The organism is Trinickia sp., assembly GCF_035492435.1.
Lineage (GTDB): Bacteria > Pseudomonadota > Gammaproteobacteria > Burkholderiales > Burkholderiaceae > Trinickia.
On the sequence record NZ_DATJJF010000164.1, the window covers coordinates 1 to 11,398 of the forward strand.

Here is an 11,398-nt window from a genome sequence, read left to right on the forward strand (position 1 = left end):
ATTACTGGTATCGCAAGCCGCAGGGTGCGATTTCCACCACCGCCACGCACTGAGAAGCACGATGTTCGCTTATATTGTCAGACGCCTGCTGTTGATGGTGCCGACGCTCATTGGTGTCGTCACGGTTACGTTCGTCGTCACACAGTTCGTGCCCGGCGGACCGGTCGAGCAAATGGTCATGCAGATGCGCCACGGCGCGCACGGAGAAGTGGGCGCCGGGGGCGGCTATCACGGCAGCCAGGGCGTCGATCCGCAGCAAATCGAGCAGATCAAGAAGCAGTTCGGCTTCGACAAACCACCGCTCGAACGCTACTTCCTGATGCTGAAAAACTATGCGACGTTCGATCTCGGGCAGTCGTATTTTCAGCATGAAAGCGTATGGCGTGTGATTCGCGACCGCCTACCAGTCTCGATCTCACTCGGTTTCTGGACGATCGCGCTCACCTATCTTGTAGCCGTGCCGCTCGGCATCGCAAAGGCGGTGCGCAACGGATCACGCTTCGATACGGTGACCAGCGTGCTCGTGCTGATCGGCTACGCGATACCGGGCTTCGTGCTGGGCGTGTTGCTGCTGATGCTGTTCGGCGGTGGCACGTTCTGGGAGCTCTTCCCGATGCGCGGTTTGACGTCGGATAACTTCGACGATCTGTCGACCATCGGCAAGCTCCTCGATTACGTGTGGCACATGGTGTTGCCGGTGACGGCGTCTGTCGTCGGCAACTTCGCTATCGTCACGATCCTCACGAAGAACACGTTCCTTGAAGAGATCGGACGTCAATATGTGCTGACGGCGCGCGCGAAAGGCGCGACCGAGCGCGACGTGCTCTGGAAGCACGTGCTGCGCAACGCTGCCATCCCGCTCTTGACAGGTTTGCCGGCCGCGTTCGTTGCTGCGTTCCTGAACGGTAACCTGCTGATCGAGACACTGTTCTCGTTGAACGGCATGGGACAGCTTTCTTACGACTCGGCTATCCGCCGCGACTATCCCGTCGTACTCGGTTCGCTATTTCTTTTCACGTTAATCGGCCTCGTCACGAAACTGATCGCCGACGTTTGTTATGTCCTCGTCGACCCACGCATACAATTCGACAGCGTCGATCGCTGAAGCCACGGCCGTGGCCTCGCCGTCACCATGGCGGCGCACGTGGCTGCGCTTCAAGCGCCAGCGTCTCGGCTATTGGAGCCTCGTGATTTTCGTCGTGCTCTTCGTGGTGAGTCTCGCCGGCGAATTGCTCGCGAACGACAAGCCGTGGCTGATCCGTTACGACGGGCACTACTATTTTCCGATCTTCAAGACGTATCCTGAGACGCAGTTCGGCGGGGATTTTCCCGCGAAGGCGAACTATCTGGATCCGTACATTCGGTCGCGCATCACGTCGAACGGCAACTTCGCGATCTATCCGCCTAATTCGCACTACTACGACACGATCGACTATTTCGCGTCGAAGCCGTTTCCGGCACCGCCTTCGCGCGAGGATTGGCTCGGCACCGATCAGTTCGGACGCGATGTGCTCGCGCGATTGCTTTACGGCTTTCGCGTCTCCGTGCTGATGGCGTTCGCGCTGACCCTATCGGGCGTCGTCTTCGGCGTGCTGACGGGTGCCGTTCAGGGTTTTTATGGCGGGCGCATCGATCTCGTCGGGCAGCGGCTCATCGAGATCTGGGGCTCGATGCCGGATCTTTATTTGCTGATCATCTTCGCATCGATTTTCGAGCCGACGCTGTGGCTGCTTTTCGTCTTGTTGTCGATGTTCGGCTGGCTTGTGCTGTCCGACTACGTGCGCGCTGAGTTCTTGCGCAACCGGTCGCTTGACTACGTGAAGGCGGCGCGCACGATGGGTCTGTCTAATTGGCAAATCATCTGGCGTCATGTCCTGCCGAACAGCTTGACCCCTGTCATTACGTTTCTGCCGTTTCGCATGAGCGCCGCAATTCTGTCGCTCGCGAGCCTCGATTTTCTGGGACTCGGTGTGCCGCCGCCGCTGCCGAGCTTGGGCGAGCTGCTGCAGGAAGGGAAGAACTACCTCGATGCGTGGTGGATTTCCGCATCGGCATTTTCGGCGCTCGTTGTGACGCTGCTGTTGCTGACGTTCATGGGCGACGCACTGCGCAACGCGCTCGATACGCGCGGGCACGGTTCGGCTTTCGGAGGCGGCGATCAATGAACGCGACGCCATTGCTATCGATCGAGAACTTTTGCCTGAGCTTCGGTGCAAAAGCCTGCGTGCATAACTTGAACCTGTCGATCGGGCGCGGCGAGCGCGTCGCACTCGTCGGCGAATCGGGTTCGGGAAAAAGCGTGACAGCGCTGTCGATTTTGCAGCTCGTCCGGCAATCGACAACGAGCGGCCGCATGCTGTTCGGCGGCGAGGATCTCCTGCAAAAGACCGAGCAGCAAATGCGCGGCATCCGTGGTGCTGAAATCGCCATGGTGTTTCAGGAGCCGATGACGGCGCTCAACCCGCTCTACACCGTGGGGAAGCAGATCGCCGAAAGCCTGCGCCTGCATGAGGGCCTGCGCCCCAATGCGGCACGTCAGCGCGGCATTGAGCTGTTGCGACGCACCGGCATTCCTGAACCTGAGCGGCGCATTGACAGCTTCCCGCACCAACTCTCGGGCGGCCAGCGTCAACGCGCGATGATTGCGATGGCGCTCGCGTGCAGGCCGCGTCTCTTGCTCGCAGATGAGCCAACGACGGCGCTCGACGTGACGGTGCGTCAGCAGATCGTCGATCTGCTCATCGACTTGCAGGAAGAGGCGGCAGCCGAGCGCGGCATGGCGGTGCTGTTGATCACGCATGACCTCAATCTCGTCAAGCGCTTTGCTCAACGCGTCGCTGTGATGGAAAAGGGCATACTCGTCGAAACGAATACGACCGAAGCGCTCTTCAGCAACCCACAACATCCGTACACAAAGCGGCTTATCGACAGCGAACCGCGCCGCACAGTGGTGCCCGTGCCGGCGAACGCGCCGCGCGTGCTCGATATCGAGGGGCTTGCCGTCGACTACCGCACGCGCGCCAAGGGCCTGCAGGGGTTATTTGGGAGTGCGAAGTTCCGTGCCCTCGAAGGTATCGACTTGCACTTGAAGCGCGGGGAGACCTTGGGCATCGTCGGCGAATCGGGCTCGGGCAAGTCGACGCTGGCGTCGACGGTGCTCGGCTTGCAGCGCGCGGCGCTTGGGGAGATCCGCATCGGCGGCCGGCCGCTCGCGAAGTTTCGCGCTTCGCCGCAAGAGTGGCGAGGCCTGTGCTCGCGGATGCAGGTGGTGTTCCAAGATCCGTTCGGCTCGCTGTCGCCGCGCATGACGATCGAGCAGATCGTGGGCGAGGGGTTGCATGTCCATGGTCGCGCGAAGGATGCCGCGACGCATCGGGCACGGGTGGCTGAACTGTTGGAAGAGGTCGGTTTGCCCGCCGATGCGATTACGCGTTATCCGCATGAGTTTTCCGGCGGCCAGCGTCAGCGCATCGCAATTGCACGTGCGCTTGCAGTAGAACCCGAACTGCTCGTGCTCGACGAGCCGACCAGCGCGCTCGACGTATCCGTTCAAAAGCAGGTGCTGGCGTTGCTCGCAAACCTGCAGGAAAAGTACGGCTTGAGTTACTTGCTGATCACGCATGATCTTGCCGTGATTCGCGCGATGGCGCATCGCGTCGTCGTCATGAAAGCGGGGCGCATCGTCGAGGCTGGCGAGGCGCTCGATGTGCTGAGTACGCCCTCGCATCCCTACACGCAGTCGCTGCTTGCCGCGTCACTCGATGTAGAACCCGATGCGCAGCGCCAGTTAGTGTGATGGCGCTCGCATAGCAGACCAGCTAGTCGACAGAGCCTGCACGCTTGCTGGAAGATTGTCGGCGACACCACCAATAACAACGGGGCATTCAATGGAATCATCCGTATCGCACGCGGCGCGTGCGTCGCAAAAACAGGCATTCACCACGGTTTTTCTCGTGGAGATGTGGGAGCGCTTCGGCTTTTACGGCATGGCGGCGCTGCTTGTGCTGTTCATGATCCAAAAGGCGGGGTTCAGCGATGCGCAGGCCTATCTCGTCTGGGGTGCGTTCGGTGCGATCAACTATACGGCACCGGTGATCGGTGGGTGGCTCGGCGACAAAGTGATCGGCACGCGTCGCGCGATGCTGGTGGGCGCCTGCATCTACATCGTGGGCTATCTGATGCTCGCGCTGCCCATCGATAGCCTGTCGTTCATGTATGCGTCGCTCGCCGTGATCGTGGTGGGCGGTACGCTCTTCAAGCCGAATTCGGCGAACCTTGTACGTAGCATCTACGAAGGCGACGAAGCGCGCATCGACAGCGCGTTCACGATCTACTACATGTCGGTCAACATCGGCTCGACCATTTCAATGTTGGCGACGCCCTGGATCAAGGATCGCTGGGGCTGGCACGCGGCGTTCGCCGTTTGCTGTGCCGGCATGGTGCTTGGGGTCCTCAATTTCTTGATGCGGTATCGCTCGCTCGCGCATGTGGGTTCAGTGCCCGATCAAAAGCCGATCGCCTGGCGGCGCGTGGCGGTGATTGCGGTGGGGGGCGTTGTGCTGTGGGCGGCTGCTGCGTTCATGATTGGTCACCGCTCGCTTGCGGTGGCTTGTGTCTTTGTGGCGGCAGTCATCGTTCTCGCTGTGTTTTTCTACCTGCTTACGAAGTGCAATCGTGGCGAGCGTGCCGGCCTCATCGCCGCCTTGATCATGCTGTTGCAGTCGATCCTGTTCTTCGTCTTCTATCAGCAGATGTCGACATCGCTGACGCTCTTTGCACTGCGCAATGTCGATCCCTCCTTTACGCTCTTCGGCATCAAGCTCTTTACCTGGAGCCCGGCACAGTTTCAGGCGCTTAACCCGATCTGGATCATGCTGTTGAGCCCCGTGCTCGCGGCGCTTTATACGCACCTTGCGCGCGGTCGTGGCGACCTCAGCGTGCCTGCCAAGTTCGCGATCGGCTTTGCCGCCGTCGCGGCCGGCTACTTCATCTACGCGCTCGGCGGCCGCGATGCAGTCGACGGCCGCGTGTCGTCGTGGATGATGGTGTGGGGCTACGGTCTCTACTCGCTGGGCGAACTGCTCGTGAGCGGCTTGGGGCAGGCAGCGATTGCGCGCTATACGCCGGTTCGCATGAGCGGCTTCATGATGGGGGCGTATTTCGTCACCGTAGGCGTGTCGAGCTATCTCGGCAGCGTTGTGGCCAACTTCTCGCAGTTGCCGTCGGGGAGCCTTGACGTCGAGGCATCGCTGCACGTCTATACGAAGTTCTTCTCGCAACTAGGCTGGCTCGCGACAGCGGGCACGGTGCTATCGATCGTGCTGCTGCCGCTCATGCGACGGCTGTCGGATCTCAATCGCCAGCGCGATGCCGCAAACACTTCGGATGCCTCGCTTGCAGTGGCGGGCAAGTGATAAGTGATAGTTGACCGTGCTGCGCGCGACGGACTCGCGTCTCGCGCGCGGCACGCGTGCTGATTAGCGCCGCGCCGCGCGCCGTCAAAAAAGCCGTGGCGTGCCGACCCAGACCAGGGTCGTTTCAACATCGCCCGTATTGGCCCAGCTGTGCGGTACGGTCGATTCGTAATGCGCGCTGTCGCCCGCGTGCAGCTTGAACGTCTTGCCTTCAACCGTCAGCGAAAGCTCGCCCGAAATCAAGTAGACGAACTCCTCGCCGGCATGCGTCGTCACTTCGGTGTCCGACGCGTCGCCTACCGGAAGCCGTACCAGCAGGCTATCGATCTGACTGCCGACCGACGAACTGGTTAGGCGTGCGAACAAATTGGGGGAGCCGGAAAAGCTGAAGAAGCGCAAGTGCTCGGCTCGATGTACCGTTTTGTCTTCACTCGGCGTATCGACGAAGTAATGCAGCGGCACGCCCAGCGCGCCGGCGATTCCCGCCAACGACGTCAACGAAGGCGAGGCAAGCCCACGCTCCACCTGAGAAAGAAAGGGTTTGGAGATGCCTGCGGCGGTGGCCGTCTCATCGAGCGTTCGCTGCAGCCGCTGCCGCAGTGCGCGAATCTTGTGTCCCAGATTAGGAGCTTGGCGGGCGCTTTCGGCGGTCGAATCCATCGTGGACTATATGGTTGGCGACTCGGTCATTTTGACAGAGTTAAGACCTTCAACGCAAAAATTCCATAATTCGATTGCATCAATTGCAATAGCAGCGTCGAATCGATGGCGGAGGGCCGTATCATCTCCGGCGATGAATCCTTTGCCAATCAGAAATTTCGGATCATCCGACATCAATCCGCTGTCGGCACTTAGGTTGTCAATCAGCGTCGACTGATTCTTGATTCGCCGTATCTACCGGCAACACGGATTCGAGAGTGCGCTCGCCCGCTGCGAGCGCGCGTTTTTGCGTGGGTGTGAGCCGCTTTACCCAGTATTCGGCGCGCGACGCACTTGAGCGGTTGGCGAGTTCGAATGTCGCGAGCAACGCAACGGGTTTCTTTGCGCGCGTATAGCGTGCGCCCATGCCGCTTGCATGTTTCGCGAAACGCGCTTGAACGTCCGTCGCGATGCCCGTATAGATGCTAGCGTCCGCACATTCGATCAAATAGAGGAACCAGGACATCGCGGCCCGTCAGCGTTTCTTGAAAGGGTCATGCTCGCGCAGCTCATCGACGTGCGCATGGATGAGATTCGCCTCATTGGAAAGAAAGCGCGCGACGGCATCCCCAAATGCCGGGTGCGCAAGCCAGTGGGCCGAATGCGTGACGGTCGGCAAAAAGCCGCGCGCCATCTTGTGCTCGCCTTGCGCGCCGCCTTCGAAGAGGGCGAGCTTTTCCTCGATGCAGAACTCGAGCGGCTGATAGTAGGCTGTCTCGAAGTGCAGACAGGGCACGTGTTCGACTGCACCCCAGTAGCGCCCGTACAACGTTCCGCCGGTGCTGACATCGCGGTGATAGACGACGAGCGCACTCGCGATCGGCCGGCCCTCGCGCTCTGCGATGACGAGCAGCAGATTCTCGGGCATCGTGGCGGCGATCGTGCGAAAGAATTCGAGGTTGAGGTAGGGCGACGAAAAATGCTCGCGGTACGTCTGGCGGTAACAGCGCGTGAAAAAGCGCCAGTCCGCGTCCGTCGCATCACCACCGCGCACGCGTCGGAAAGTGACGCCGGCCTCGCGCACTTTGCGTCGTTCAGCCCGGATGTTCTTGCGCTTTTTCTGCTCGAGCGTCGAGAGAAAGTCGTCAAAGCTGCCGTAGCCTTCGTTGACCCAGTGAAACTGAATGCCCTCGCGCCGCATCATGCCGAGCTCGAGGAGCGTCTCGGATTCCGCTTGCGTCGGAAAAAGGATGTGCAGCGAGGAGACGTCCGCCTGCTCCGCGAGCGCCACAAGCGAGGCGGCCAACTGACGGCGCGCGGCATCGTCGACGGCAATGAGGCGTGTGCCTTGCACGGGCGTGAACGGTACCGCGCAGACGAGCTTCGGGTAATAGGCGAGGCCATTACGCTGGTACGCATCGGCCCACGCCCAGTCGAAGACATATTCGCCATACGAGTGGCTCTTCAAATAGACGGGGGCGGCTGCTGCGAGCGTGTTCGTACGCGCGTCGACGAGCGTGACGAAGCGCGTTGCCCAGCCTGAGCGCTCGCTTGCGCACTGCGTCGCCGCCAAAGCGCTCAAGAATTCATGACGCAAGAACGGCGTCGGCTGGGGTTGCAGGGCGAGGAGGGCATTCCATTGGCTCGCTTCGATCTCGAGCGGCGACTCGAGAACACCCATGCGATAATCGATGCGTTCCTGTTTCAACTGTATGACCGTGTCAGCTTAAGGCAGCCGCCTCTTCCGGCGCCGCCGCGCGCCGGGCTCTTATTGCGGTGCCGTCGCGGATTGATTGCCTGTTGTACTGCTGTTGCGGTCACCTGCTCACCCGCTTTTTGTCGAGTCGTTGCCGGCACCCACCGCCGCTCGCCGTTTCGATTGGCCATGAAGATCCGAATCGCTCTCGCTCAAATCAACACCACCGTCGGCGACTTCGCCGGCAATATCGCGAAAATCGTCGACGCCGCGCGCGCAGCCCACCGCGACGGCGCCAAACTCGTCGTCACGCCGGAACTGGCGCTGTCGGGCTATCCGCCTGAGGATCTGCTGCTACGGCCCGCGTTCTATGCGGCGAGCGCGGCCGCGCTCGCCGAGTTGGCCGAGCAGTTGAGGCCATTCCCAGGCCTCGCCGTCCTCGTCGGTCATCCAGCGCGCGGAGCAGTGGATGCGTTGGACGCGGCGAGCGCCCATGGTAATGCAAACCGGCCCATCGAGCGTGCGTTGCCCCCCGTCGATACCTACAACGCGGCCACGCTGATCGTCGACGGGCGCATCGCCGGCAGTTATCGCAAGCACGATTTGCCCAACACCGAGGTGTTCGACGAGAAGCGTTACTTCGCGGCGGATTCGACGCCGTTCGTCTTCACGCTCGAGGGAGTCAAGTACGGCGTCATCATTTGCGAAGATGTCTGGCATGCCTCGGCGGCGCAGCTCGCGAAAGCGGCGGGCGCTCAGGTGCTGCTGATTCCAAACGCATCGCCCTACCATCTCAACAAGGAGGCGACGCGCATCGACATGCTGCGTGCGCGCATCGCGGAAACCGGCTTGCCGATGGCCTACGTGAACGCCGTGGGCGCGCAGGACGAGCTGGTGTTCGATGGCGGGTCGTTCGTGCTCGACGAAAACGGCGAGCTTGTCGCCCGGATGCCACAGTTCGTCGAAGGCTGCGCAATCGTCGAGTTCGACGGACCGCGCCCGCAAATAGGCCAGATCGCAGACACCGAGCCGCTCGAGGCGCAGGTCTACGCGGCGCTCGTGCTCGGCGTGCGCGACTACATCGGCAAGAACGGGTTTCCCGGCGCGATCATCGGCCTGTCAGGTGGCGTCGATTCGGCGCTGGTGCTTGCGATCGCCTGCGACGCGCTGGGGCCCGAACGTGTGCGTGCCGTGATGATGCCTTCACGCTACACCGCCGATATTTCAATGCTCGATGCCGAGGAGATGGCGCGGCGTGTTGGCGTACGCTACGACCAGATCGAGATTGCGCCGATGATGGAGGCGTTTCGCGGCGCGCTCGCGAGCGAATTCAAAGGCTTGCGGGAAGACGCGACCGAGGAGAACATCCAGGCGCGCATTCGCGGCACGCTGCTCATGGCCCTCTCGAACAAATTCGGCTCGCTCGTGCTGACGACGGGCAACAAGAGCGAGATGGCCGTTGGCTATTGCACGCTTTATGGCGATATGGCGGGCGGCTTCGCGGTCATCAAGGACATCGCCAAGACGCTCGTCTACCGGCTGTGCAGCTATCGCAACGCGGCGCCCTCGTTTGCCAAGCAAGACATCATTCCCGAGCGCATTCTGACGCGCGCGCCTTCGGCGGAATTGCGCGAGAACCAGACTGATCAGGACAGCTTGCCGCCTTACGACGTGCTCGACGCGATCATGCGTATGTACATGGAGGAGGACAAGTCGCTGGCCGAGATTGTCGCTGCCGGCTACGCGCGAGAGGATGTGGCGCGCGTCACCCGCCTTCTCAAGCTCAACGAATATAAGCGACGGCAGGCGCCGATCGGCATTCGCGTCACGCACCGCGCGTTCGGGCGCGACTGGCGTTATCCGATCACGTCGCGCTTTACGGAGCCGATTCAGTGACAGGGCGGGCGCCGGACGGGGGAGGGCGGTGCAGCGTAGAATCGACCTGTTCGTTTTAGCGCAATGAGGGAGAAGCCATGAAGCGCATCACCGCAATCATCAAACCGTTCAAGCTCGACGAAGTGCGTGAGGCACTGGCCGAAGTCGGCATGAGCGGGCTGACCGTGACGGAAGTCAAGGGTTTCGGCCGGCAAAAGGGGCATACGGAGCTCTACCGTGGTGCGGAATACGTCGTCGACTTTCTCCCGAAAGTGAAGGTCGAGGTGGTTGTGCCCAGCGCACAGTGCGAGCAGGTGATTGACGCCATCATCGCGGCCGCCCGGACGGGCAAAATTGGCGACGGCAAGATCTTCGTCAGCGATGTCGAGCGTACGATCCGAATCCGCACGGGCGAGGAAAACGAAGCCGCCATCTGAAGGTAAAGGCGGCGGGGCTGGCGCTTCGCCCTTTGCCGCCATGCTACCGATTCCCTGCCTGCGGGCCGAGCTTTCGGGCTCCTTGAGGCTCGACCTTGAGCGCTTCTGTTGCTTAAAAAAAACGGTGCGACGCCCATGCGGACTCCGCACCGATGCGCGCCTCTCGCAGCAGCGTGAAACCGGGCAACTTCGAAGTATGAATTTGTGTGTGCGTCGATCAGAAGACGTGTTGAATGCCGGCGTAAAAGCCCGTCTGTTGGTGGCCGGGTAGCGGGTTCTCGTTGTAGCTGGAACCGCTGACCGTGCCGCCGGGGCCGAAAGCATTGGCATCCAGGCCGAAGTTGGCCGTTTTGCTGTTGCGGACCTGCGCGATCTGGAAATCCAGTAGCGTGCGCTTGGACAGATTGTACGAGCCACCGAGGGTGTAAATCGTCGCGTTGCCAAAGCCGTTGTTGGCATTGACGTGGTAGACGGCGGCGATGACGGCGGCTTTCGGCGTTGCCTGCCAGGTGATGCCGCCCCATTCGTGATCAAGCGAGGTGGGCGCCGCGGCGCCGGCTGCATAGCGCGACGCGCGAATGGCCTGATAAGCGCCTTGCACCTTGAATGGGCCGAGGAAGACGTTCACAGCGGCCGTATATTCGCGAGAGAAAGAGAACGCGCCGTCTGCGCCGTTCAGGTTGCCGTCCGCGCTGTTGCGGATTTCGTCATAGATGCCACGCACCTGGAAAACCGGGGACGTGTAGGTGATCTGAAGGCCGCCCTCGCGGCCTTGCGGCGTTGTGCCGTTGCCGTTCCAGTTCGTGGCATTCGAAAGCGCAAATTGTCCGTAGACGTCAAAGCCGGCGAAACTCGGTGACTGGTACGACACGTTGTTGCTCGATTGCGGCCAGTTGCGGCCGCGCACAAGGGAAGCCGACGACCAATTCGACTGGCCGAACGGATCGAAGTCCCACACGCCGTTGGAAATGAAGAGCTCGCGGCCGAGAAGAAAGGTACCGTACTCAGGGTTAGCCAAACCGACCGTGGCCCATCGGTTCCAGATGGAGCCGGCAGAACCCGAACCGCCGCTCATCGCATCGAAAGAGCCTTCAAGCTGGAACACCGCCTTGGTGCCGCCGCCGAGGTCTTCCGCGCCTTTCAATCCCCAGAGGCTCGTACCCCAGTCACCGCTCTGCGCGCGCCAACGCGACGTGGAGCCCGTGTAGCTGTTGTTGGGCAGCCCGCTGATGTATTCGATGCCGGCGTCGATGCGTCCGTATAGCGTCACGCTCGTTTGCGCATGCGCCATGACGCCAGCAGACATGAGTGCCGCCGCGAGCCCTGCTTTCTTCATC

Annotated in this window: 10 protein-coding genes; 6 read left to right on the plus strand and 4 right to left on the minus strand. The window is 61.4% G+C overall.

Annotation, left to right across the window (positions count from 1 at the left end):
- The first annotated feature begins 61 nt into the window (after positions 1–61).
- The 4 genes from VL598_RS12150 (at position 62) to VL598_RS12165 (ending at position 5,414) form a co-directional block, all read left to right on the plus strand.
- Positions 62–1,105, plus strand: a complete 1,044-nt coding sequence (locus VL598_RS12150; RefSeq protein WP_325326981.1) for a microcin C ABC transporter permease YejB — start codon at positions 62–64, stop codon at positions 1,103–1,105.
- A complete protein-coding gene (locus tag VL598_RS12155) occupies positions 1,059–2,165 on the plus strand; it encodes an ABC transporter permease (RefSeq protein ID WP_325326973.1) in 1,107 nt (368 codons plus the stop codon). The genes VL598_RS12150 and VL598_RS12155 overlap by 47 nt, the downstream gene beginning before the upstream one ends.
- Complete coding sequence (locus tag VL598_RS12160) at positions 2,162–3,796, plus strand: dipeptide ABC transporter ATP-binding protein (RefSeq protein WP_325326974.1); 1,635 nt, start codon at positions 2,162–2,164, stop codon at positions 3,794–3,796. The genes VL598_RS12155 and VL598_RS12160 overlap by 4 nt, the downstream gene beginning before the upstream one ends.
- Before the next feature lie 91 nt (positions 3,797–3,887).
- A complete protein-coding gene (locus VL598_RS12165) occupies positions 3,888–5,414 on the plus strand; it encodes a peptide MFS transporter (RefSeq protein WP_325326975.1) in 1,527 nt (508 codons plus the stop codon).
- An 84-nt stretch (positions 5,415–5,498) separates the two neighbouring features.
- Here VL598_RS12165 and VL598_RS12170 read toward each other — a convergent pair whose 3' ends face one another.
- The 3 genes from VL598_RS12170 to VL598_RS12180 all read right to left on the minus strand — a co-directional run bounded on the left by VL598_RS12170 (position 5,499) and on the right by VL598_RS12180 (position 7,761).
- Complete coding sequence (locus VL598_RS12170) at positions 5,499–6,074, minus strand: helix-turn-helix domain-containing protein (protein ID WP_325326976.1); 576 nt, start codon at positions 6,072–6,074, stop codon at positions 5,499–5,501.
- Positions 6,075–6,273: 199 nt separating this feature from the next.
- Entirely contained in the window at positions 6,274–6,579 is a 306-nt protein-coding gene (locus VL598_RS12175) for a GIY-YIG nuclease family protein (protein WP_414718710.1), read from the minus strand.
- A 9-nt stretch (positions 6,580–6,588) separates the two neighbouring features.
- Entirely contained in the window at positions 6,589–7,761 is a 1,173-nt protein-coding gene (locus VL598_RS12180; protein ID WP_325326977.1) for a GNAT family N-acetyltransferase, read from the minus strand.
- Between the two features lie 177 nt (positions 7,762–7,938).
- On the opposite strand from VL598_RS12180, the gene VL598_RS12185 reads away from it, so the two are divergent.
- Both VL598_RS12185 and VL598_RS12190 read left to right on the plus strand, forming a co-directional pair.
- Positions 7,939–9,645: an NAD+ synthase gene (locus tag VL598_RS12185; RefSeq protein WP_325326978.1), complete on the plus strand. Its 1,707-nt coding sequence runs from the start codon at positions 7,939–7,941 to the stop codon at positions 9,643–9,645.
- A gap of 77 nt (positions 9,646–9,722) precedes the next feature.
- Positions 9,723–10,061 (plus strand): P-II family nitrogen regulator, encoded by a 339-nt coding sequence (locus tag VL598_RS12190; protein ID WP_325326979.1) that lies wholly within the window; start codon positions 9,723–9,725, stop codon positions 10,059–10,061.
- Positions 10,062–10,278: 217 nt separating this feature from the next.
- On the opposite strand, the gene VL598_RS12195 is transcribed toward VL598_RS12190, so the two are convergent.
- On the minus strand, positions 10,279–11,397 hold the full coding sequence (locus VL598_RS12195) for a porin (protein ID WP_325326980.1): 1,119 nt from the start codon (positions 11,395–11,397) through the stop codon (positions 10,279–10,281).
- Position 11,398: the final 1 nt, after the last annotated feature.

Bases quoted from the DNA above. Each gene is read 5' to 3' on its own strand.
- VL598_RS12150 (WP_325326981.1), top strand. From the start codon at position 62: ATGTTCGCTTATATTGTCAGACGCCTGCTGTTGATGGTGCCGACGCTC.
- VL598_RS12155 (WP_325326973.1), top strand. From the start codon at position 1,059: ATGTCCTCGTCGACCCACGCATACAATTCGACAGCGTCGATCGCTGAA.
- VL598_RS12160 (WP_325326974.1), top strand. From the start codon at position 2,162: ATGAACGCGACGCCATTGCTATCGATCGAGAACTTTTGCCTGAGCTTC.
- VL598_RS12165 (WP_325326975.1), top strand. From the start codon at position 3,888: ATGGAATCATCCGTATCGCACGCGGCGCGTGCGTCGCAAAAACAGGCA.
- VL598_RS12170 (WP_325326976.1), bottom strand. From the start codon at position 6,074: ATGGATTCGACCGCCGAAAGCGCCCGCCAAGCTCCTAATCTGGGACAC.
- VL598_RS12175 (WP_414718710.1), bottom strand. From the start codon at position 6,579: ATGTCCTGGTTCCTCTATTTGATCGAATGTGCGGACGCTAGCATCTAT.
- VL598_RS12185 (WP_325326978.1), top strand. From the start codon at position 7,939: ATGAAGATCCGAATCGCTCTCGCTCAAATCAACACCACCGTCGGCGAC.
- VL598_RS12190 (WP_325326979.1), top strand. From the start codon at position 9,723: ATGAAGCGCATCACCGCAATCATCAAACCGTTCAAGCTCGACGAAGTG.
- VL598_RS12195 (WP_325326980.1), bottom strand. From the start codon at position 11,397: ATGAAGAAAGCAGGGCTCGCGGCGGCACTCATGTCTGCTGGCGTCATG.